This is a genomic window from Pseudooceanicola profundi (genome assembly GCF_050897955.1).
Lineage (GTDB): Bacteria > Pseudomonadota > Alphaproteobacteria > Rhodobacterales > Rhodobacteraceae > Pseudooceanicola.
In genome coordinates, this window is record NZ_JBPAXZ010000006.1 from 19,334 (window position 1) to 42,319 (window position 22,986).

At 64.1% G+C, this 22,986-nt stretch carries 19 protein-coding genes; 8 read left to right on the forward strand and 11 right to left on the reverse strand.

The features are described 5' to 3' along the window. Positions 1-26 precede the first annotated feature (26 nt). Positions 27-383: a 30S ribosomal protein S6 gene (rpsF, locus tag ACRARG_RS20015; RefSeq protein ID WP_432691796.1), complete on the reverse strand. Its 357-nt coding sequence runs from the start codon at positions 381-383 to the stop codon at positions 27-29. A 322-nt stretch (positions 384-705) separates the two neighbouring features. Here rpsF and ACRARG_RS20020 point away from each other — a divergent pair, with 322 nt between their 5' ends. The 4 genes from ACRARG_RS20020 (at position 706) to ACRARG_RS20035 (ending at position 3,842) form a co-directional block, all read left to right on the forward strand. Continuing rightward, positions 706-993 (forward strand): hypothetical protein, encoded by a 288-nt coding sequence (locus tag ACRARG_RS20020; RefSeq protein ID WP_432691797.1) that lies wholly within the window; start codon positions 706-708, stop codon positions 991-993. Between the two features lie 196 nt (positions 994-1,189). After that, complete coding sequence (gene fabD / locus ACRARG_RS20025; protein ID WP_432691798.1) at positions 1,190-2,131, forward strand: ACP S-malonyltransferase; 942 nt, start codon at positions 1,190-1,192, stop codon at positions 2,129-2,131. A 110-nt stretch (positions 2,132-2,241) separates the two neighbouring features. Then, entirely contained in the window at positions 2,242-2,979 is a 738-nt protein-coding gene (gene fabG, locus ACRARG_RS20030; protein WP_432691799.1) for a 3-oxoacyl-[acyl-carrier-protein] reductase, read from the forward strand. Beyond that, entirely contained in the window at positions 2,979-3,842 is an 864-nt protein-coding gene (locus ACRARG_RS20035) for a DMT family transporter (RefSeq protein WP_432691800.1), read from the forward strand. Before fabG ends, ACRARG_RS20035 begins: the two co-directional genes overlap by 1 nt. Positions 3,843-3,857: 15 nt before the next feature. Here the strand turns inward: ACRARG_RS20035 and ACRARG_RS20040 are convergent, their stop codons facing one another. Further along, complete coding sequence (locus ACRARG_RS20040) at positions 3,858-7,430, reverse strand: efflux RND transporter permease subunit (RefSeq protein ID WP_432691801.1); 3,573 nt, start codon at positions 7,428-7,430, stop codon at positions 3,858-3,860. Continuing rightward, the gene (locus ACRARG_RS20045; protein ID WP_432691802.1) at positions 7,427-8,677 is read right to left on the reverse strand and encodes an efflux RND transporter periplasmic adaptor subunit; all 1,251 of its coding nucleotides are present in this window, start codon (positions 8,675-8,677) and stop codon (positions 7,427-7,429) included. Before ACRARG_RS20045 ends, ACRARG_RS20040 begins: the two co-directional genes overlap by 4 nt. Positions 8,678-8,973: 296 nt before the next feature. On the opposite strand from ACRARG_RS20045, the gene ACRARG_RS20050 reads away from it, so the two are divergent. The 4 genes from ACRARG_RS20050 to ACRARG_RS20065 all read left to right on the forward strand — a co-directional run bounded on the left by ACRARG_RS20050 (position 8,974) and on the right by ACRARG_RS20065 (position 13,703). Continuing rightward, on the forward strand, positions 8,974-9,678 hold the full coding sequence (locus tag ACRARG_RS20050; protein ID WP_432691803.1) for a tetratricopeptide repeat protein: 705 nt from the start codon (positions 8,974-8,976) through the stop codon (positions 9,676-9,678). Between the two features lie 29 nt (positions 9,679-9,707). Continuing rightward, positions 9,708-11,072 (forward strand): outer membrane protein assembly factor BamB family protein, encoded by a 1,365-nt coding sequence (locus tag ACRARG_RS20055; RefSeq protein WP_432691804.1) that lies wholly within the window; start codon positions 9,708-9,710, stop codon positions 11,070-11,072. A 53-nt stretch (positions 11,073-11,125) separates the two neighbouring features. Then, a complete protein-coding gene (gene der / locus ACRARG_RS20060; protein WP_432691805.1) occupies positions 11,126-12,613 on the forward strand; it encodes a ribosome biogenesis GTPase Der in 1,488 nt (495 codons plus the stop codon). 232 nt (positions 12,614-12,845) lie between these two features. Beyond that, positions 12,846-13,703 (forward strand): dioxygenase family protein, encoded by an 858-nt coding sequence (locus ACRARG_RS20065; RefSeq protein ID WP_432691806.1) that lies wholly within the window; start codon positions 12,846-12,848, stop codon positions 13,701-13,703. 18 nt (positions 13,704-13,721) lie between these two features. Here ACRARG_RS20065 and serS read toward each other — a convergent pair whose 3' ends face one another. From serS to ACRARG_RS20105, 8 genes are all read right to left on the reverse strand, one after another. Beyond that, positions 13,722-15,011, reverse strand: coding sequence for a serine--tRNA ligase (gene serS / locus ACRARG_RS20070; protein ID WP_432691807.1), 1,290 nt, complete (start codon positions 15,009-15,011; stop codon positions 13,722-13,724). 116 nt (positions 15,012-15,127) lie between these two features. Continuing rightward, the gene (locus tag ACRARG_RS20075) at positions 15,128-15,967 is read right to left on the reverse strand and encodes a metallophosphoesterase family protein (RefSeq protein WP_432691808.1); all 840 of its coding nucleotides are present in this window, start codon (positions 15,965-15,967) and stop codon (positions 15,128-15,130) included. Further along, complete coding sequence (locus tag ACRARG_RS20080; RefSeq protein WP_432691809.1) at positions 15,964-16,938, reverse strand: diacylglycerol/lipid kinase family protein; 975 nt, start codon at positions 16,936-16,938, stop codon at positions 15,964-15,966. Before ACRARG_RS20080 ends, ACRARG_RS20075 begins: the two co-directional genes overlap by 4 nt. Before the next feature lie 160 nt (positions 16,939-17,098). Next, on the reverse strand, positions 17,099-18,385 hold the full coding sequence (locus ACRARG_RS20085) for a PRC-barrel domain-containing protein (RefSeq protein ID WP_432691810.1): 1,287 nt from the start codon (positions 18,383-18,385) through the stop codon (positions 17,099-17,101). Between the two features lie 299 nt (positions 18,386-18,684). Further along, the gene (locus ACRARG_RS20090; protein WP_432691811.1) at positions 18,685-19,893 is read right to left on the reverse strand and encodes a beta-ketoacyl-[acyl-carrier-protein] synthase family protein; all 1,209 of its coding nucleotides are present in this window, start codon (positions 19,891-19,893) and stop codon (positions 18,685-18,687) included. Further along, positions 19,890-20,150, reverse strand: coding sequence for an acyl carrier protein (locus tag ACRARG_RS20095; protein WP_432691812.1), 261 nt, complete (start codon positions 20,148-20,150; stop codon positions 19,890-19,892). The genes ACRARG_RS20090 and ACRARG_RS20095 overlap by 4 nt, the downstream gene beginning before the upstream one ends. A gap of 36 nt (positions 20,151-20,186) precedes the next feature. After that, the gene (gene lpxD, locus ACRARG_RS20100) at positions 20,187-21,278 is read right to left on the reverse strand and encodes a UDP-3-O-(3-hydroxymyristoyl)glucosamine N-acyltransferase (RefSeq protein WP_432691813.1); all 1,092 of its coding nucleotides are present in this window, start codon (positions 21,276-21,278) and stop codon (positions 20,187-20,189) included. Between the two features lie 28 nt (positions 21,279-21,306). Then, the gene (locus ACRARG_RS20105) at positions 21,307-22,932 is read right to left on the reverse strand and encodes a L,D-transpeptidase family protein (protein ID WP_432691876.1); all 1,626 of its coding nucleotides are present in this window, start codon (positions 22,930-22,932) and stop codon (positions 21,307-21,309) included. Between the last annotated feature and the right edge of the window lie 54 nt (positions 22,933-22,986).

Below are 22,986 nucleotides of genomic sequence, written 5' to 3' on the forward strand. Positions count from 1 at the left end.
TTATACTCCTTTGCTCAGGCGATGGATCAGCGGCGCTCGCGACGACGGTCGTCGCGCTCGTCACGTTTCTGCATCTGGACGGAGGGGCCTTCCTCATGGTCGTCGACCTTGATGGTCAATACGCGCATCACGTCGTCATGCAGGCGCATCAGGCGCTCCATCTCCTGGACTGCGGAGGCCGGGGCGTCCGAGCGCAGGAAGGCGTAGTGGCCCTTGCGGTTCTTGTTGATCTTGTAGGCCATCGTCTTGACGCCCCAGTACTCGTGTTCCACGAGTTTCCCGCCATTGTCGGACAGGACGGCACCAAAATGTTCGATAAGGCCTTCGGCCTGCGCGTTGGACAGGTCCTGGCGCGCAATAAAGACATGCTCGTAGAGCGGCATGTGTGTTCCACTTCTGTCGGGGCGCGTTTCATAGGAGGGCCTGTTCCTTCCGCGGCCCATCCACGAGAGTCCGCGCGGTTCATACGATATGCGGAAGGAAGCGTTCCCTTAGCCTGGATCGGCCTTGCGGGCAAGGGAAAGAGGTGCACATCTTTTGGGCGAGTATTGTGGTCAAAAGACATGCAAAGGCGGAAATGCGCCGATCCGGCAACAATCGTTTTCGACATGGAAACGATTCTGCGGTAACTGATTGTTAGCAAATTAATTCGACGCTCCACAAAGGGGCGCGGCGGTCCCCCGGGCCGAAGATGAGACAGAGCAGATGGCACAAAACGATGCGTATGGCGCGTCGCCTTATGGGCGCAATTATATCTCCTATCATGAAGAGCCGTATCAGCGGCGGCGGGTGACGCTGCAGATCCCCTCGGTGAGGTCGTTGATCGTTCTTGCCCTGCTGGGGCTTTGTCTGGCCGCTGTACTGGCCGGACCGGTGGCGGTGAAAGTGGCGGCCGGCTGTGTCGGGCTGGTCATCCTGATCGGGGTGATGCGGTCGCTTAAACCCCGGGCACATTCTTCTGAACAACAGCCGATACGCGGGCTTCGGGCCTGAGATTTCGGATAAGAGAGGCGACCGTTAACGAAGTCCGCCTCACATGACTGGCCCCGGACCTCTTGGTCCGGGGTTTTTCGTTGGGCCGGTTGGCGCGGGACGGTCTGTCAGTGCCGGTCAGGGGGAGCGGTCGCGGCGGCATTGCCTTGAGCGGGAAGTCGGGCTATCCCCGCCGGGATCGAAAAGGGAGGCAGGTATGAGCCGCGCATTCGTATTTCCCGGACAAGGGGCCCAGACCATCGGCATGGGCCGGGCGCTTGCCGAGGCCTATCCGGCAGCAAAGGCCGTGTTTGACGAAGTCGACGACGCTTTGGGAGAGCGGCTGAGCGCGTTGATCTGGGAGGGGGAGCAGGAAGAGCTGACCCTGACACGTAATGCCCAGCCAGCGCTGATGGCGACCTCCCTGGCCGCCATGCGGGCGCTTGAGGCGGAAGGTGTGGCGCTCTCCGATGCGGCTTATGTGGCGGGGCATTCGCTGGGGGAATATTCGGCCCTCGCGGCGGCCGGAGCCTTGAGCGTGGCGGATGCGGCCCGGTTGCTGCGGACCCGCGGTGCCGCGATGCAGGATGCCGTGCCGGTTGGCGAGGGGGCTATGGCGGCCCTTCTGGGGTTGGATTTCGAAATCGCCCGCGCCGTCGCGGAGGAGGCAGCCCAGGGCGAGGTCTGTCAGGCCGCCAATGACAATGACCCGAGCCAGGTTGTGGTGTCCGGCCACAAGGCGGCTGTGGAGCGGGCGGTGGAGATTGCCAAGGCCAAAGGGGCCAAACGCGCGATGCTGCTTCCGGTGTCGGCCCCGTTTCACTGTGCGCTGATGGCGCCGGCGGCAGAGGTGATGCGCGAGGCGCTGGCGCGTGTCGAGCTGAGCGCGCCGGGTGTTCCGGTCATTGCCAATGTCGAAGCAAGCCCGGTGAGCGATCCGGACCGGATCCGGACCCTGCTGGTGGAGCAGGTGACGGGATCGGTGCGCTGGCGTGAGAGCGTTATCTGGATGGCAGGGAACGGCGTCGAGGAGATCTGGGAAATCGGCGCCGGCAAGGCGCTGTCGGGGATGGTGCGTCGGATTGCCAAAGAGGTCGCCTGCCGGGCCGTCGGGGCGCCGGAGGATGTGACCGCCGCGGCAGAGAGCCTGAAGGGCTGAGAGTTTGGAACCGCCGGGGGGCTTTGCGCCCCCCGGACCCCCCGCAGGATATTTCCGGCAAGAAAAAGCTGGGGTCGGAATGGCTGCGATGCAGATAGGGAAAGTGAAAGATGTTTGATCTGACGGGTAAGACGGCGCTGGTGACGGGCGCTTCGGGTGGGATCGGCGGAGCGATTGCCATGGCCCTGCATGGCGCGGGCGCCACGGTGGGCCTGTCTGGCACGCGGGTCGAGCCGCTGGAGGCGCTGGCGGGGGAGCTGGGATCGCGGGCACATGTTCTGCCCTGCAATCTGGGCGATGCGGAGGCCGTAGAGGCGCTGCCGAAACAGGCGGTGGAGGTCATGGGCGGGCTGGATATTCTGGTCAACAACGCCGGGATCACCAAGGATCAGATCTTCATGCGGATGTCGGATGAGGACTGGGCGAAGGTGATCGAGGTGAACCTGACCTCGACGATGCGGCTGTGCCGGGCGGTGATGCGGCCGATGATGAAGGCCCGCTGGGGGCGGATCGTGAATATTTCCTCGATCGTCGGGGCGACTGGCAATCCGGGGCAGGTGAACTATGCCGCCTCCAAGGCTGGGATGGTGGGGATGACCAAGTCGATCGCCTATGAGGTGGCGTCGCGCGGGATTACCGCCAATTGCGTGGCGCCGGGGTTCATTGCGACGGCGATGACCGACAAGCTGACCGAGGATCAGAAAGAGAAGATCAACGTTCAGATCCCCGCGGGCCGGATGGGCACGCCGGAGGAGATCGCGGCGGCGGTGCTGTATCTGGCCTCGCCCGAGGCGGGGTATGTGACCGGCTCCACCCTGCATGTGAACGGCGGGATGGCGATGCTCTGATGCGACCGGAGCTGGTTCTGGCGGGGGTCACCTTTATATGGGGGGCCACCTTCCTGGCTGTACAAACGGCCCTGACATGGTCGGGGCCGTTGTTCTTTGTTGGACTGCGGTTTGCGCTGGCCGCTGTGATCCTCGGGCTGCTGGCGGGCAAGCGGATGCGGCGGCTGAAGCGGGTGGAGCTGGAGGCCGGGCTCTGGATCGGGCTGGCGATTGCGGCGGGTTACGGGCTGCAGACGATCGGGTTGCAGAGCATCCCGTCCTCCAAGTCTGCCTTCATCACGGCGCTTTACGTGCCGCTTGTGCCAGTGCTGCAATGGCTGGTGCTGGGGCGGCCGCCGGGGCGGTTGACCTTGGTCGGGGTTGGATGTGCGACCCTGGGCCTGTTCCTGATCGCCGGGCCAGAGGGGGGCGGGGTCGCATTTTCCGAAGGCGAGATGGCGACGATCCTGTCGGTTTTTGCTATCGCGGGTGAGGTGATCCTGATTTCGCGGTTCGCCAATCGGGTGGATGCGGCGCGGGTGACGGTGGTGCAGCTGGCTGTTGCCTCCATCGCCAGTTTCGCCTGCATGGGGATCACGGGAGAGAGCGTGCCGGGCTGGGACTGGCGGATCCTCGGTTTTGCCCTGGCCCTTGGGATGGCCAGCGCGGTGATCCAATGGGCGATGAACTGGGCGCAGCGGTCGGTCTCGGCCACCCGCTCCACCCTGATCTATACCGGAGAGCCGGTCTGGGCGGCGCTGATCGGGCGCATCGCCGGAGAGCGGCTGCCGGTCAGCGCCTTCATTGGCGGGGCGCTGATCCTGCTGGGCATGATTTTGGGCGAATGGCCGGCGCGGCGACGCCCCGGACCGATGGCGGAGTAAGCCGCGGGCGCGCCACTATTCGGCGGCGCGCAGCGTTCCCGACCGTGATTGCGGCGCAACCTCTTCCTCGACCGGCCAGATCAGCTCGGGCGCCTTGGTGCGGCGCGCGGCGCGGCGCAGGGCCCAGTCCTGCGCGGCACGGGAGCCCCGACCAAAGGACAGCCGGGCGAGCAGCTGGGCGATCCAGGTGACGTAGGTGCCGGCCCAGACACGCAGCGCCAGCAGCGACGGGGTGATGACCAGGGTCAGCACGGTTGCCACGCCCAGGCCAAAGACCACGGCCGTTGCCAGCTGTTTCCACCAGAGAGCGGTCGGGCTGTCGATTGTATAGCCGCCGTTCACGAAGTCGAGGCTGAGGCCGAACATCATGGGCGCAAGGCCTGCCATCGTCGTGATCGTGGTCAGCAGAACGGGGCGGATACGGTCTTCTGCGGTGCGGATGATCGCCTCGATCCGCGGCATGTACTGGGAATATTCCTGGTAGGTGTCGATCAGAACGATGTTGTTGTTCACCACGATCCCGGCCAGCGCCACGATCCCCGTACCCGTCATGATGATCGAGAAGGTTTGATCCATCACCAGCATGCCGATCAGCACGCCCGTGGTCGACAGGATCACGGCCAGCAGCACCAGCACCGAGTTGTAGAAGCTGTTGAACTGAGCCAGCAGGATGATGAACATCAGGCCAAGCGCACCGGCAAAGGCCTTGCCGAGGAAGGCGGAGCTTTCTTCCTGATCGGCCTGATCGCCGGTCCATTCCCAGGTGATGCCTGTGGGGAGCGGGTCGGTTTCCAGCCATTTTGTAATCTGGGCGATGCGCTCGTTCGGGTTCACCTTGACCTCGGTGACCGATCCGTCGTCCTGCGTCACCGGCACCGTCAGATCGGCCGCAACGCCGGCCTTGACGTCGTAGAACCGCTTCTGATCGACGCGGTCGATCTTGGCGAGCTTGGCCACCGGTTCGCGGGTTACGAAATTGGCAAGCGGAACCAGACCCTCTGTCGTGCGCACCTTGAGCGTATCCAGGGTGGACAGCATGCGGTCCTTTTCCGGCAGGCGGACGCGGATGTCGATTTCCTCGTCAGAGGTATCGACCCGCATCGTGTCGAGCAGAATGCCGCGCGTCACCAGCTGAACCATGGCGCCAACCGTGGCCACATCGGCGCCGAAACGTCCGGCCTTTTCGACATCGACATTGATCTGCCAGTCGATGCCGGGCAGGGGAAGCGTATCCTCGATCAGGCGCAGGCCCGGGGTCTGTTCGAACTGTTCCCGGGCAAGGAGCGTCGCCTCCTGCAGGGTGTCGAAATCATCGCCGCGCAGACGCAGATGCACGGGCTTGGCCGAGGCCGGGCCCATATTGGGCGCAATGATCTCGACCTTGATGCCGGGGATGGTCTGGATCTGTTCGGTCAGTTCGGCAATCACGATGTCGCCGTCGAGCTCGGGCTGATCGGCGCGGTCTTCCCAGGGCACGATTTCCAGCTGAACCTGACCGATCGTATCGAGCGGAGGCTGGGCGCCGCCGGTATTGGAGTTGAGCCCGCCATCGCCGGCGAAGGCAAAGGCGTTCAGGACGCCGGGGTGCTGCAGCACGATATCCTCGACCTCGCGGACAAGTTCGTCCTTCTGGTCAAGCGAGAGGTTGCCTCGGGCGCGGACATAGACGATCGCCTGTTCCGGTTCGCTTTCGACGAAAAACTCGGTTCCCTTGTTGTTCGCGCCATAGGTGGTGAATGTGACGCCGACAAAGGCAACCACGCAGGCGACGATCACCAGCGGCATGATCGGGTTGCCGACCAGCGCCTTGATCACCCAGCCGAACCCGGTGCGGCGGTGTCCGGCCCGGATGCGGGGGCGGCGCCAGGTGATCTTGGCGGCCGACAGTGTGATGGAGGCGAAGAAGGCAGAGACCACAAAGATCACCGCGCCGGGGAGGAGCGCCAGAGCGCCTGCAACCGGGGCGTTGCCGCCAAAGATATAGCCGGGGTTCAGCGTCTCAAGCGCGCCGAGGAAGATACCGTAGAGCGAGACAGGCACCAGCAGGGCCCGCAGCCACCAGGGCGTGCTGCGGCGCAGCGCGTCGGAGGCCCGGGTCAGGGTGCGGGAAAAGCGGCCGGTGACGCCGCCCATGACCGGCAGGTAGACGAGCGCAACGACGAGAGAGGCGGAGAGAACAAAGATCAGCGTGACCGGCAACATGCCCATGAATTCGCCCGGCACACCGGGCCAGAAGAGCATCGGCAGAAAGGCACAAAGGGTTGTAGCAGTGGAGGAGATGACCGGCCAGAACATGCGCTGCGCGGCCTCGACATAGGCATGCATCGGGCCGGAGCCTTCGGAGATCCGTTTGTCGGCATATTCGACCACGACAATGGCGCCGTCGACCAGCATGCCCACAGCGAGAATCAGCCCGAACATCACGATGTTCGAGATAGAGATGCCCATCAGCCCCAGCAGCACGAAGCACAGCAGGAAGGAGGTCGGGATGGAAAACCCGACCAGAAGGGCGGGACGCGGTCCCAGTGCGGCCAGCACGACGATCATCACCAGGGCGATGGCCGTGAGCACAGAGCCTTCAAGCTGGGAAACCATGGAACCGACGACGCGGCTCTGGTCGTTGGACGTGCCAACCTCGACCGCGGCTTTCAGCTCCGGCGGCCAGGATTTCTGCGATGCCTCGACGACTTTCTTCACCTCGGCGGCGGTGTCGATCAGGTTGTAACCCTTGCGTTTGACGACCTGCAGGGCGGTGGTCTTTTCACCGTTGAAACGTGCAGTCCCTTCGCGGTCCTCGAATGTCAGGCGGATGTCGGCCACGTCGCCCAGCGTGACGACACGGTCCCCGTTGCGTTTGACGGGCAGCGAATAGATGTCCTGCGGTTCGCTGAAAGAGCCCGGGATCTTGACGGCAAAGGTGCCCTGGGCGCTGTCGATCTCACCTGCTGCGATCAGCTGGTTGTTGTTCTGCACGACAGAGATCAGCTCGGTCGCGGTGATGTTGTAGGATTCGAGCTTGAGCGGGTCGATGACGACTTCCATCATCTCGTCGCGATTGCCGGCGATCCCGGCTTCAAGAACTGCGTCCAGACCTTCAACATCTTCCTGCAGGTCTTTGATCACGCGCGACATTGTGCGTTCGGGAACCTGTCCCGTCAGGTTCACGATGATGATCGGAAATTCGGAAAAGTTGATCTCGTTGATGGTGTATTTCTCGGCGCCCTCGGGGAATTTTCCCTCGGCCGTGGACATGGCGTCGCGGACATCGGCCATGATCTTGGTCTTGTCCCAGCCGAATTCGAATTCCAGCGCCACGCCGGCATAGCCTTCGGCGGCGGTGGAGGTCATCTTGTCCAACCCGTCGAGGTCAGACAGCTCTGTCTCCATGGGCTTGATCAGCAGGGTCTCACTGTCCGCGGCAGAGATGCCGGGGAAGGGGACGGAGATGAAGAGCGCCGGGATCTCGATATCCGGCTCGCCCTCCTTGGGGAGGGTGGCATAGGCAAATCCACCGGCGATCAACGAGAGTGCAATAAACGCGAGAACCATTCGGGCGCGCGACGCGGCCCAGTCAACTATACCCGTCATTCGGAACTGTCCTGCACTGTGGGCGTCACCGGGACGCCGGGAATAACGTAATCCTGCCCGATCACAATGACCTGGGCGGTGTCGGGCAGGCCGGTGACCCAGACCCCTTCGGGGGTGTCACGCAGCAGTTTGACCGGGACAAAACCGGCGAGATTGTCGGCTTCCACAATCCGGATGCCCAGATCGCCATCGTCATTCAGCGTCAGCGCGGATTGCGGCAGCAGATGGGCCGGCGTGCCGGGGGCGGCAATGGCAATCTCTGCGGTCTGGCCGTCGCGGATCGACAGATCGGGGTTCGGCACTTCGATTTCCACCCGGAACGTGCGGGTCTGCGGGTCGGCGGAGCGGGAGAGGAATGTGACCTTTCCCATCACCTCGCGGTCGGACGCGGCAAGGCGGGCCATTGCATTGGCGCCAACCTGAACGCGGGAGACCTGCGTTTCCGGAATGAACCCGACAAGTTTGACCGGGTCGAGCTGCAGGATCGTGGCGCAGAGACTGCCAGCCTGAAGCAGCGATCCGCGTTCGGCGGCATCTTCGTCCAGGAGTCCGGCAAAGGGTGCGGCGATCTGCGTGCGCTCCAGCTCGCGGTTTGCGGAGGCGACGGCGGCCTCGGCAGAGCGGATGGCGGCCTGGGCTGTGCTGAGCCCGCCTTCCGCCTGGGCAACGGACGCTTCGGCAGAGCTGACAGCAGCATCTGCCGATGCCACACGGGTTTCCGCCGCAAAACCGCCCTGGGACAGTTTGCTGGCTGCGTTCTGATTGATCTTCGCCTCTGTCAGCATGGCCTGCGCTTCGATCACGCGGGCCTCGGAGGAGGGGACGGCGGCGCGGGCTTCGGCCAGCTTGGCCTCGGCCTCTGCAAGGCTGTCTTCGCGGGTGCCCGGGTCGATTTCACACAGCAGGTCGCCTTCGGCAATCTCGGACCCTTTGCGGATCGGCGACGAAATGACCGCGCCGGAGGTTTCCGCGCGCAGTTCAACCGTGCGCATGGCGGCAGTTTCGCCACGCAGGACCACCGCACTGTCGATATCGCGGGCGGTGGAGTTGCGGGTAATAACGCGCACCGGGTCATGCGCGGGTTTGGCGGCACGGTCCGCCGCGGCATCGACCTTGGGCTTTTCCTGTGCTTCGGCGGTGGCGGGGTCTTCGCCGTAAGCCCAGGCCATCAGGCTCTCGCGTTCGATGATAATTCCGTAAAGCGCCGCGGTAACAAGCAGTGCACTGAGGATCGGGATAATACGCATCGGCGCCGTCCTGTTGTCTTCGTTAAACCAGTTTGCGCTGAGGTGGCGTTTCTACAGCCCCGGCGCAAGGGGGGCGGTTCAATTTTCTGAACTGTATAGTTCACCTGGAGTTTCTGCAATGCCGCATTTTGGATGTACCTCTCTCTCCTGACATTCATCCTCGGGCAAAAACCTTGGTGCCGCACCGGTGTCGGCAGGGGGAAGGGCAGCTCTTGGCACCGGGGGATGGACAGGTTAAGACGTGCCGACCTGAAGGTGGGCCGGAGTGCGCCGCCAAATCGCAGCGGAGGGCAGCCGTGAGCCAGTCGGATTCCTTTATCGACGAAGTCAGCGAAGAAGTGCGTCGCGACAGGCTTTTTGCTGCGTTCCGGCGGTATGGCTGGATTGGTGCAGTGATCGTTGTCGTGCTTGTGGGCGGGGCCGCGTGGAACGAATACCGCAAGGCGCAGAACCTTGCAGCCGCGCAACAGTTCGGCGATGGCCTTCTGGCGGCGCTGGAAGAAGAGGCGCCGCAGGAACGCGTGACGGCTCTGGATACGATTACGGCACCGGGGCCGGTGGGGGATGCGCTGCGCCGGATGCTGCAGGCCTCCGAAGCCGCGACGGCGGGCGATACGGAAAATGCCGTGGCGCTGCTGTCGCAGGTGGCGGCCTCTGCAGAGACGCCGCCGATCTATCGCGCCCTGGCGGAGTTCCGCGCGCTGGTGCTGCAGTCCGACAGCCTTACGCCGGCGGAACGTCGTACCGGGTTCGAGGCCATGACGGCCCCCGGTGCGCCGCTGCGCGTTCTGGCGCAGGAACAGATCGCCCTGACCTATATCGAGGAGGGGGATCGCGAGGCGGCGCTGGCGCTGCTGTGGGAGCTGCAGCAGGAGGCCGAAGCGTCGGCGGGCTTGCGTCAGCGGACGTCTCAGTTGATTGTGACCCTTGGCGGGGACCGGACTGCCACTGAAGACGCGGGCGAACCCGGGGCGGAGACCTCGGATGCGCCGGCTGACTGAAAAGACGAGGAAGGGTGGGGCGCTTGCCTATGAGCATAGTTAATTCGCGGGTCGGGATTGTGCCCGGTTGCCGGGGTGCTCTCCGTTTCGGGCTGGTTGTCAGCGTTCTGCTGCTTGCCGCCTGCGAAGAGAAAGATCCGATCCTGCCCGGCAAACGGGAGAATGTGGACAGCGTGTATACGGATGTCGTGCCGGAGATCGATCCGGCTGCGACGGCCAACCGCAGCGAACCGGTGTCGCTGCCGCCTGTCACAACCAATGCCAACTGGCCGCAGCGTCCGGGGAGCCCGGCCACGCGGACGGATAATGCCGCCATATCTGCTGCGCCGCAGCGGGTCTGGAGCGTCAATATCGGCTCGGGCGATACCCGCAAGACGCGCATCACGGCGGATCCGGTGGTCGCAGACGGACGGGTCTTTGCGCTTGATTCCGAGGCGCGGGTTACGGCTGTGTCGACCGCAGGCGCGGTTTTGTGGACCCGGACCCTTGTTCCACCTCTGGACAATGCCGGCGATGCGACGGGCGGCGGGCTGGCCTATGGCGATGGCCGTCTGTTCGTGTCAACAGGCTATGGCGTGCTGACGGCGCTGGACGCCGCGACCGGCGCGGTGATCTGGGAACAGGACCTCGAAGCGGCCGGAACCGGCACACCGTCATATGCCGGCGGGCTGGTCTATATGGTGGCCGCGGATTCGACCGCCTGGGCGATCCGGGCCGAGAATGGCCGCGTTGCCTGGCAGATCAGCGGCACACCCAACCGGAACAATCTGGCTGGCGGACCCGCCCCGGTTATCGCCGGTGAGACGGTGGTCTTTGCCTTCCCGTCCGGAGAGCTTCTGGCCGCGGGCCGTGCCAGCGGGCTGACCGAATGGGGCGGGATCATCCAGGGGCGGCGACCGGGGCTGGCCCGTGCTGTCGTGACCGACATCTCCTCTGATCCGGTCGTATCGAATGGCATGCTGATTTCCGGGGTGCAGTCCGGCGGGATGCAGGCCTTTAATATGGCCGATGGTGCCCGGCTGTGGTCGACGCAGGAAGGGCCGATGTCATCGGTCTGGATGACCGGGTCTTCGGTCTTTCTTGTCAGCGACCGGAACGAGCTGGTGCGGCTGGACCGGAACACCGGGGAACGAGTCTGGGGGATAGAGCTGCCGCTCTTTACCAAGGACCGGCCGCGTCGTCAGGCCCGGGTCTATCCGCATCACGGCCCCGTTCTGGCGGGCAACCGGCTGGTTGTCGCCTCGGGCGACGGGCTGTTGCGGTTCTTCGATCCGGCCTCGGGCAGCCTGACCGGGCAATCCGAACTGCCGGGCGGCGCCACGACCAACCCGGTGATTGCGGGCGGGACGCTGTATGTCGTGTCGGCCAACGGCCAACTGCACGCTTTCCGTTGAGCCGGGAATAGGGTATCGGGGGCCTTTCGGTTCCCGGACCCCTTGAGGCACCCATGTCCTTTACTCTTGCCATTGTCGGCCGTCCCAATGTGGGCAAGTCGACGCTGTTCAACCGTCTGGTCGGCAAACGGCTGGCGCTGGTCGATGACCAGCCTGGGGTGACGCGCGACCTGCGCGAAGGCGAGGCGCGGCTGGGGCATCTGCGCTTTACCGTCATTGATACCGCCGGTCTGGAAGAGGCCACGGATGAGAGCCTGCAGGGCCGCATGCGCAAGCTGACGGAGCGGGCGGTGGACATGGCCGACATCTGCCTGTTCGTGATCGACGCCCGGGTTGGTGTGACGCCAGCGGACCGTGTGTTTGGCGAGATTCTGCGGAAACGGGCCCGGCATGTGATCCTGGCTGCCAACAAGGCGGAGGGGCGGGCGGCAGAGGCCGGATTGTTCGAGGCGTTCGAGCTGGGGCTGGGCGAGCCTCTGGGCATCTCGGCCGAGCATGGCGAGGGGATGGCCGATCTGGTCGCCGCGCTGATGCCGCTGGCCGAAGAGTTTGCCGCCCGGGACAAGGACGCCGCCCGCGCGATGGAGGCCGAAGGGCTGACGCCGCTGACCGATCTGGACGTGGACGAAGAACCCGAGGAGGGGGATGAGAGCTGGCGGCCCACGGACAAGCGGCCCTTGCAGGTGGCCGTTGTCGGGCGGCCCAATGCCGGGAAATCGACGCTGATCAACAAGATCCTTGGCGAGGACCGGCTGCTGACGGGGCCCGAGGCCGGGATCACGCGGGATTCGATCTCGCTCCGGATGGATTGGGACGGGCTGCCGGTGCGGCTCTTCGATACGGCGGGGATGCGCAAGAAGGCCAAGGTGCAGGAGAAGCTGGAGAAGCTTTCCGTCTCCGACGGGTTGCGGGCGGTGAAATTCGCCGAGGTTGTGATCGTGCTGCTGGATGCGGCCATCCCGTTTGAGCAGCAGGATCTGCGGATTGCCGATCTGGCGGAGCGCGAGGGGCGTGCCGTTGTGGTGGCGGTGAATAAATGGGATCTGGAAGACGACAAGCAGGCCAAGCTTGCCGGGCTGCGGGAGGCGTTCGAGCGTCTGTTGCCGCAGCTGCGGGGCGCGCCGCTGGTGACTGTCTCCGCTCGGACGGGGCGGGGCCTCGACCGGCTGCAGGCCGCGGTGATCAAGGCGCATGAGGTCTGGAACCGCCGGACCTCCACCGCGAAGCTGAACCGCTGGCTGACTTCGATGCTGGAGCAGCATCCGCCGCCGGCGCCGCAGGGCAAACGGATCAAGCTGCGCTACATGACGCAGGCGAAGACCCGGCCGCCGGCCTTCGTGGTGATGTGTTCGCATCCCGATGCGGTGCCGGATGCCTATACACGCTATCTGGTGAACGGGTTGCGGTCGGATTTCGACATGCCGGGGACGCCGATCCGGCTGTATCTGCGGTCGCAGGCCGACAAGAACCCCTATAAGGGACGCAAGAAGGCGACGCCGTCGCGGCTGCGCAAGCATCTGGGCAAGGGCAAGCCGGGCTGATCCGGTGGGTCTGATTTGGCGGGTTTGATCCAGCTGCGCGCTGCCGCGCAGTCCCGGCTCTGATATCGGGGAGGCGACGCTTTTGCCGGCTGTGGTCTGGATTGATGGCGCGGCCTCCGGCGGGAGTATTTTTGCCAAGATGAAGTGAGGGTCGATTTTTTTCGACGGAAGTTTCCTGTTGATGCGTTGAAGCCTTCAGAAGCGCCGGTCAGGCGCCGAGAAGGAGATTTCGATGACGCATTCGCATGATGATCATGACCTTGGATTTCTGCATGACCTGCCGCGCCTGATCGGGCGGCGCGGTGTTCTGGGCCTTTTGGGGGGCGCGGCGCTGGCCGGGCCTGCGGCGGCGCTGGATTGTGTGGCCTTGCCGTGGGAAACGGCGGGGCCCTATCCGGCGGACGGGAGCAATTCCAGGGCCGGGCAGGTGGTGAATGCCCTGACGCAGGCCGGGGTGGTGCGGGAGGATATCACCACCTCCTTTGCCGGGATGGCGGGGGCGGCAGAGGGTGTGCCGCTGACGCTTGATCTGGTGCTGGAGAATGCGGAGGGCTGTGCGCCGCTGGCGGGACATGCGATCTATGTCTGGCATTGTGATGCCATTGGTAAATATTCGCTCTATGACCATACGGAGGCGAATTTTCTGCGTGGCGTAGGGATTGCTGATGACGCGGGTCGGGTTCGGTTTCAGACCATCGTGCCGGGGTGCTATGACGGGCGCTGGCCACATATCCATTTCGAGGTTTTCGAGAGTGCGGAGGCGGCGGTTTCCGGCAAGGCCTCGGTCCTGACGGCGCAGATCGCCATTCCGGAGGCGGAGGCTGCTGCCGTGTATGGTGTGGATGGGCGTTATTCCAATGGGGTGCGGAACCTCGGCCGGATCACCATCCCCAGCGACAATGTCTTTGGCGATAATACCGATGCGCAGATTGCCCAGCAGACGCTGGCGATGACCGGCGATCCGTCAGCCGGCTATTCGGGCCGGCTGACAATTCCTGTTGATTTCAATGCAGATCGGACCCTGTCCATGCCGGCCCCCCCAGCCGGTGGTGCACCGGGTCAGATGCCTCCGCCCCCCAAGGGAGAATGAGGCGCGGCGAGGGCGGGCTCAGATGAGCTCGCCCTCTGCCGTCAGGGTGGTGCGGCCGCCCAGATAGGGGTGCAGCGCCTCGGGCAGTTTGACGGAGCCGTCCTCCTGCTGGCCGTTTTCGAGAACCGCGATCAGCGTGCGACCCACGGCGAGGCCGGAGCCGTTCAGCGTATGGACGAATTCCGGCTTGCCCTCCTTGGGGCGGAAGCGGGCATTCATGCGCCGGGCCTGATAGTCGCCGCAGACCGAGCAGGAGGAGATCTCCCGATAGGTGTTCTGGCCGGGCAGCCAGACCTCGATATCATGGGTGCGGCGGGCGCCTGCGCCCATATCGCCTGTGCAGAGCACGACGGTGCGGAAGGCGAGGCCCAGCTTGCGCAGGATGCCCTCCGCGCAGTCGGTCATGCGGTCCAATTCGGCCCGACTGTTGTCCGGATGGGTGATGGAGACCATCTCTACCTTTTCGAACTGGTGCTGGCGCAGCATGCCGGCGGTGTCGCGCCCGGCAGAGCCGGCTTCGGACCGGAAGCACTGGGTATGGGCGACGTAGCGGCGGGGCAGGTAGCCTTCGTCGATGATCGTGTCGTTGACGATATTGGTCAGCGTGACCTCTGCCGTGGGGACGAGCCACCAGCCTTCGCGGGTCTGGTAGCTGTCTTCGCCGAACTTTGGCAGCTGGCCGGTGCCGACCATCATTTCTTCCTTCACCAGAACGGGGGTCCAGGTCTCTGTCAGGCCATTCTCCAGCGTATGGGTGTCGAGCATAAACTGTGCCAGCGCCCGCTGCAGCCGGGCGACGCCCCCCGACAGGACGACGAAACGCGAGCCGGAGAGCTTGGCGGCGGTCTCGAAATCCATACCGTCCTGCACGGCGGGGAGCTGGTAATGCTCTAGCGGGGCGAAGCTGAACTCCGGTGGCGTGCCCCAGGTTCGAAGCTCCACATTGTCATTCTCGTCCGCGCCTTCGGGCGTGTCGTCGTAGGGCAGGTTGGGGATACCCAGCAGCAGATCGGTGAGCTGCTGATCGAGCACCTTGGCCTTGGCCTGCATATCGCTGACCTCGGTCTTTTTGGCGGCGACCAGCGCGCGCAGGCGTTCGAATTCGGCCTCGTCCCCGCTGGCCTTGGCAGCGCCGACCTTTTTCGCAGCCGCATTGTTCTCCGCCTGAGCGGTCTCGGCGGCATGGATGCAGGCGCGGCGGTTTTCGTCGAGGGCCAGAATCTCGGAGGAGACCGGAGAAACTCCGCGGCGGCCGAGGGCGGCGTCAAAGGCGGCGGGGTTCTCGCGGATAGCGCGGATATCGTGCATGTCTCTCTTCCGGGTTCTGTGACGGAATGGGGTTACGGAATCGGCCGGGGCCGATGCCGGTCTGTATGGCGGATTTTTCGCGGGTGCAAAACCGTCTCGCGCCGGGCTGTGGTTGTTCAGCCGTGCGACAGGGCCGGATCACGGCGGGCCGGGGTTTCCCAGCCGTCTGCGCCCCGGTGGAAGAGGTGTTGGTCGCGGGGGGAGAAACGGTTGTCGGGGCCGGCGATCCAGCGAGTGACGGTCAGGTCGCTTTCAGAGGTGTCGCTGCCGATGTCGAGGACAGCAAAATCGTTCGGCTCGCCGCGCTGTCGCGTCGACAGTCCGGTGCCGCAATGGATTTGCAGCACGGCCGGGGCGGTGGGATCGGGCGGGGAGATGACGTTCCAGAGGTGGAGATGGCCGGACAGGACAATATCCGCCCCGGACTCCGCCAGTGTCTTCAGGCCCCATTGGGCGTTGATCATCGGCTTTTTGTCGGTGCCTTCGGGCATTTCGAACGGGTGGTGGGCGACGATCACGTTCAGACGGTGGGCAGGCCCTTCCCGACAGGTCTGGGCGGCCTTGCGGATCGACCGGCGCGAGGCCCAGCCGGTCTGCCAGCGCCAGGGCGACATGGTGTTGATGCCGATGAGGGCGAGGTCGTCTGTCAGATAATCGGGTTCAAGATCGCGGTCGATATGTTTGCGGTAGGTTGAGAAGGTCTCGAAGAACCTCTTGTAAGGGCGGTGCACGGGCAGGTCGTGATTGCCGGGCACGCAGAGCACCGGCGCCTCGATATGATCGATGAAGGTGCGGGCAGCGCGGAACTGGCTGGAGAGGGCGCGTTGGGTCAGATCACCTGAAATGGCGACGACATCCGGGGAGAGGTCGTTGATGGCACTCAGGAGCGGGCGCATCAGTTCCGGCCGGTCGCGGCCGAAATGCAGGTCTGACAGATGGATCAGGCGGGTGGTCATTCGGTCGCGGTTTGGTCCGGGGCAACAAGGGTCAGAGCATCCTTGTGCAGCTCGAATGTGAACGGGCTCTTCATCTCCGTCTTCTCGCCGTCGCGGGCGACCAGGCGTTTTTTCTGGCGGGTGGCGATAGTGACGGTGCGGCCGTGCATCAGCTCCATGTCGCGGCCGGGACGGGCGATGCGACCGGCGAGGCGCAGGGCGCGCAGGATCAGCCCGTAGCGGCCGGTATCGGGGGCCATGTAGATGGCAAAACGGCCCTCTTCGACCTCCTCCGCGCCGGGCAGGTCAAATTCGCGGATCTGGTAGGCGGAATTGGCAACAAAGGCGAGCGGGCTTTTCTTGCGGCGCTGTTCTCCGTCGATGTCGATGGTCATGGAGAGAGGGCTGGGCAGGCTGGCCAGAACCTGCAGCACCGACCAATAGGCGGCGATGCGGGAGCGGCCCCAGCGGCGGTAGATGCCCTCGCGCTGGTCGAGGATCGCGGGGTAGGCGCCGAGGGAGGCATTGTTGAGAAACACCCGACCGTTCACCGTCCCGACAGAGATGGGCCGGGCCGGTGCCGTTGCCAGAAGCCGCAGCGCCGCTTCGGGGTCGTCCTGCGGCAGGCCATATTCGCGCGCGACATAATTGAAGGTTCCCAGCGGGATCACCCCGAGATGCGGCAGATCGGAGCCCGCGCCTTTCCGGGCGTGAAAGAGCGCAGAGGTGACGGCGGCGATCGTGCCATCACCGCCGGCGGCGGCGATCACGTCAAACCTGTCACCCACAGCATGTTCGGCGAGGGATTCGAGCTGACCTCCGGATTCGGCCACGCGCAACTCGTGGCGGCCGCCGAGCTCTGTCAGAACATGTTCGAGCCGGGGAAAGAGACCTGTGTCCTCCTTGCCTGATACCGGGTTGGCAATAATGCAGATGGACCGGGTTGCGCCCCGTGTGGCCTGACGGTGACCGGATTGGCTCTGAATGTTCACAATACGGTACCTCCGCGGTCGGTGGGCTGGCTGTGTTGATCCGGCCTGCGCCGGCGAGTTCTGCAAAAGCAACGCAACCGCTGTGCGATAGTTCCCTTGGTGAGAACGTCAAAGGGGCCGCATCTGCGGCCCCTTTTTCGTCGTCATAGGCTAAATCGAGTTATTGCTTTTCAAACTCGGGAAGCGATTCCAGCTCTTCCTCGGCCATGGCCGTGGAGATCCGGATGTCTTCGCCTTCATCCTGACGCATGATCTGGAGATCGGTCAGTTTGAGAGCGACCGGCTTTTCGCCAAGACCCAGGAAGCCGCCGACATCAACGATTGCATCCGTGATCTGGCCGTCTTCGGCCACGATCAGCTCGGAGATTTCGCCAATCCATTTGTCATTGGCGTCATAGACGCGTGCCCCTTCGAGGGATTCGGCCGTCATCGCGCCTGCATCGGCCTGGGAATAGCCCTCCATCGGGTCAGCCGGAGCGGCCTCTGTTGCCGCCATATCTGTGCCGGTTGCCGCAGGGTCCATGGCCGGATCGGTTGCGGCCATATCGGTGGCGTCTTCTTCCACCGGGGCAGCTTCTTCGGTTGCGGCCATATCGGCGGCGTCGTCGTCCACCGGAGCGGCTTCCTCGGTTGCGGCCATGTCGGTAGCGTCATCTTCCGCCGGAGCGGCTTCTTCGGTTGCGGCCATGTCGGTGGCATCGTCTTCCACCGGGGCAGCTTCTTCGGTTGCGGCCATGTCGGTGGCGTCGTCTTCCACCGGGGCAGCTTCTTCGGTTGCCGCCATGTCGGTGGCGTCGTCTTCCGCCGGGACAGCTTCCTCAGTTGCGGCCATATCGGTGGGCTCTTCCTCCGCCGGGACGGCTTCCTCGGTTGAGGCCTGATCCATCGGTGCGTCGGAGGTCATGCCCTCGTCAACCGTGGCGTCGGCCGTGTCCATGGCCGCGGGATCATCCGTCATGGTGTCAGCTGCAGCCGATTGCTGTGCGCCAAAGGCCGGGGCTTCCTCCAGAGTGGCCGGGTCGGCGTTGAGCACGAGGAAGAAATCCTGAGCATCTTCGGTGGAGCTGTCAGAAACGAACTGGATCTGATCCAGATTGGCTGCGACCTGGCGCTCGCCAATACCCAGGAAACCGCCAATATCGACAAGTACGGCAGTGACCTGGCCGTCGCGGCCCATGATGACGTCATTGATTTCGCCAATGTCCTCCCACTGCTCGCCCGTGCCGGCATTCTCTGACAGTTCGCCCGTGTCGGCCGCAGCATAGACGCGCATGCCAAGGAAGTCCGAGGCGCGGATCGCACCTTCGGAGGCTTCGGTCATGAAGGCGGAAGAGCCGGACGACGCCTGTGCTTCGGCATTGGCGTCCATCGTGGCTGTGGTGTCGGCAAAGGCCGTACCGGCGGTGCCGGCGGCGATCAGTGCAGTTGTGAGCAGAAGATGTTTCATGTCTCTCTCTCTTTGCTGAATGCGCGGCGTGGTGCCGCACTTGCCGGATCAACCTTGGCGACGGGCGTGGGTTCCTGCCGATTTCAGATGTCGGGGAAAACCAGTTTTATTCTGACGGAAATTGAGACCGGAAATTGCGGGGTTCCGGGGTGGAAAGAAATTTTTAGTCGAGCGGTCCCGGGGTTGTCGTGACCCGGCGGAGCGCGCTTTCGATGCTGGCAGGCGCATCCGCGCCTGCGGGGCGGAGGGCGCTGCCCTCCGAACCACCCGGGATATTTCAGGCAAGAAAAAGGGGGGCGTCAGACCCGGCGGAGGGCCAGGACGGCGTTGAGGCCGCCAAAGGCAAAGGCATTGGAGAGGGTGACATTGACCTTTGCCTCGCGCGCGGTGTTGGGGACGACGTCGAGGGCGCATTCGGGATCGGGTTCTTCATAGCCGATCGTGGGGGCGATCACGCCGTCGCGCAGCGCCATGATGCAGGCCAGAAGTTCGACCGCGCCGGTGCCGCCAATCAGGTGGCCATGCATGGATTTGGTCGAGGAGATCATGACCTTGTCGGCATGGGGGCCGAGCGCATCGGCGACGGCGGCGCATTCGGTCTTGTCATTGGCGGCGGTGCCGGTGCCGTGGGCGTTGATATAGCCAACTTCATCTGGGTTGATGCCCGCATCCTTCATCGCGCCGGTAATGGCGCGGGCAGCGCCCTGTTTGGAGGGCATAACGATGTCGGAGGCGTCGGAGGACATGGCGAATCCAATGACTTCGGCCAGGATTTCGGCGCCGCGGGCCTTTGCATGCTCCATCTCCTCGAAGACGAAGATGCCGGCGCCTTCGCCCTGGACCATGCCGTTGCGGTTCATGGAGAAGGGGCGGCAGGCATCCTTGGACATCACGCGCAGGCCTTCCCAGGCCTTGACGCCGCCGAAGCAGAGCATGGATTCCGACCCGCCGGTGACCATGGCGGGGGCCATGCCGGTGCGCACCATCTGGAAGGCCTGGCTCATCGCGTGGTTGGACGAGGAACAGGCGGTGGAGACGGTAAAGGTCGGGCCTTTGAGGTTGTATTCCATGCTGATGTGCGAGGCGGCCGCATTGTTCATCAGCTTGGGCACGACAAAGGGATGGACGCGGTTCTTGCCCTCTTCGTAAACGGCCCGGTAATTGTCATCCCAGGTGGAGACGCCGCCGCCGGCCGTGCCAAGCACGACGCCGGATTTGGCGGCCAGTTCGCCGATGAATTCGAGGCCGGACTGGGTGATCGCCTCTTTCGCGGCCACCAGGGTGAACTGGGTGAAACGGTCGTAGAGGGCGATCTGCTGGCGGTTGAACTGGGCTTCGGCCTCGAACCCCTTGACCTGACCGCCGATCTGGATCGAGAGCCGTTCGACATCGCGGAATTCCAGCTGGCCGATGCCACAGCGGCCTTCGCGCATCGCCTCCAGCGTGTCGGGTACGGAATGGCCGAGCGCGTTGATCGTGCCTGCGCCGGTAATGACAACGCGTTTCACGACGCCTGTTCCGACACCAGCTTTTGGATGCCTGCGACAATGGCCGCGACGGAGGAGATGTCAAAATCGCTCTCGGTCGGTTCATTGGCGTTGAAGGGCACCTGGATGTCGAAGGCCTCTTCAATCGCGAAGATGGATTCGACCAGGCCGAGGCTGTCGATCCCGAGGTCTTCGAGCGTGGAGTCCATTGTCACGTCGGACGGGTCGATCATGGCCTGATCCGCGATGATCTGGACGACCTTTTCCTTGATATCCATGGCACTGTTCCCCCCAACGGCGACGTTGCCCGTGATCTAATCATTATCGGCAGTCTTGAAAACCGCTTTCTGCAATTCGGCGACCTGCTGGAAGAGCCGGGGCAGGCGGCGCTGCGCCTTGTAGATCTCCAGATTGGTTTCCATTTTCACGGCCGGATGGCCCAGAACGACGCGGCCTGCGGGGACCTTGGTGAAGATCTTGCTGGCGCCACCCGCGACGACATTGTCGCCGATGGAGATATTGTCGTTCACGCCGACCTGGCCGGCGAGGACCACGCCATTGCCGATCGTGGTGGACCCGGCCACGCCGACCTGGCTGGCAAAAAGGCAGTCGCGGCCGATTTTAACATTGTGGCCGACCATGCAAAGGTTGTCGATCTTGCAGCCGGATCCGACTTCGGTGGGGCGGATCGTGCCTGCGTCGATGGTGCAGTTGGCGCCCAGCTCGACATCGTCACCGATGAGGACGGAGCCCAGGGAATGAATGCGGACCCAGGCCTGACCTGTGGCCGTGACCTCGGCGCCGAGGCTCTTGCGGGCCTGTTCGACGGTGCTTTCCTGCGGGGTGACGAAGCTGTGGCCGTCGCCGCCCACCACCACACCGGGATTGGCGCGGAAGCGGTCGCCGATCTGCACGCGGGCCATGATGCGGACACCGGAATGCACGACGCAGTCGCGACCCAGCCGGGTCTTGTGGCCGATGTAGCACTGCGGCCCGATGATAGAGCCATCGCCGATCTCTGCCTCTGCCGCCACATAGGCCATGGGGCCGATGGTGACATTGGCGCCGATCTTTGCCGAGGGCTCGATCATGGCGGAGGGGTCGATGCCCTTGGGATAGGCCTGACCCGGATCAAGGACCGCGGTCATGCCCGCCATGGCAAGTCGTGGGCGGTTGACGATCACGGCCGCTTTCAGGCCAAGCGCCTCCCAATCCGCGCCCTCCCAGAGCATCGCGGCGCGGGCGCGGCCCAGGGCGATATTGTCCGCATAGCGGGGGTTCATGGCGAGGGCCAGATCGTCTGGCCCGGCGGCAGCGGGTTCGGCTGCGGCGGATATCAGGATGGAGGTGTCGCCAACCGCGAGGCCGCCGACGGCCTGCGCGATATCTGCAATCGAATGGGGCATTGGGGCCTCCCGATGGTTCGGGTCCGGCTTAGCCCTGAACTTCGGGCAGTTCCACCCCTCTGCGCGCGAGGGCCTGCCAGACCAGCGCGTCGCGACCGTAGACATCGCGGCGATAGGTCATGTGCCCTTTGGCCTGACCGACCGCCGTGCGGTAGATCAGATGAACGGGCAGGGGTTCGGCCAGATCGACCTTGGTTTCGCGGCCCGTGTTCAGCCGTGCTTTGAAATATCCTTCCGGATCGTCGGTCTGCCAGGCCAGAAGTGCATAGGCGAAATCAAACGGATCGCCCAGACGAATGCACCCGTGAGAGAAGGCGCGGCTGTCGCGGGCGAACAGGGATTTTGACGGCGTATCATGGAGATAGATGTTATACTTGTTGGGGAACATGAATTTCACCAGACCCAGAGCATTGCGCGACGACGGCGGCTGCTTGAGGTCAAAGGGGAAGTTCCTTGCGGTATAGGCGGCAAAGTTCACAGCGCCCCGATCGACCACCTGACCGCGGGAATTGATCAGGTTGAGATGCCCGTTCGAATAGGGATTGCGCTTGAAGGCGGGCAGGTATTCCCGCACCGCGATGGACCGCGGCACATTCCAGGTCGGGTTGATGATCATATGTTCCATGACATCGGAGAATTCCGGCGTCTGATGGGTGGATTTGTTTTCGCCGATGACGGAGCGGGTCTCAAAGTAGACCTTGTCGTCTTCCATGATCGTGGCGTGGAAATCCGTCAGATTGACCAGGACGTGACGGCGACCGCGGTCCTTGTTCATCCAGCGTTCCCGCTCCATCGCGACGACTACGGATTTCAGACGGTCCTGCGCCGGGACGTTGATCTGCTGAAGGGTGGTCGCGCCCGCGACACCGTCCTCCGGCAGGCCATGGTCGGCCTGGAACTGCATGATCGCGCCTTCCATCTGCGGATCATATTCAGTGGCCACGGACCGGGGGAGATATTGAAGCCGGATCAGTCGGTTACGCAATGCAATGACGTCACCACCCGAAGCGCCGGGCTTGAGGCTGCTGGCACGGACGGCAGGGCCGAAGCCGCCAGTCTTGATCAGTGCTTCGAGGGCCAGCTTTTCGCGCATCAGTCGGGCATATTCCGCGGTCTGAGGCGGCAGCGAGGCGAGGAAAGCTGCGGGGTCGTCCGACGTGATCCCGGCCATATATTCCGCGGGATCGCGCAGGGGCACTTCGCGCACCATGCCCGGCGCGATGTCGGAGGGTTTCAGCTGGCCGGTCTGGATATCGGCGGCGAAGTCGAGATACGTCTGGCTGAGGCGGACGTCCAGCAGCGCGCGGTCGCGGCCGGTCCGGGCCGTGCGCATGGCCTCCATCAGACCGGACAGGTCATAGGCGGCGAGGGGCAATCCGTGGTCGGGGGCACGCTGAATGGCCGCGATCAATGCGCGGCGGCGTTCGGTGAACGTATCGCCGGCCCCCGTCCAGACGGGTTGAAAATCGCGCTGACGATAAAAGGTGGCCAGGCCCCGGTTTTCGGCCGCGTTCTCGGCGATGGTCTGCTGAAATACCGAGACGCGAATCGTGACGTCCTGGGCTGTGGCCTGACAGGCGACCGATGACAAAAAGATCGTTGCGGTTGCGGCAAGGCGGCGCAGACGCGCGGATTTAAGCGCATATATCGTCATCATTTATCCCTCGGTCGAAAATACATCTTTGAGCTCACCGTTGCGTGACGAACA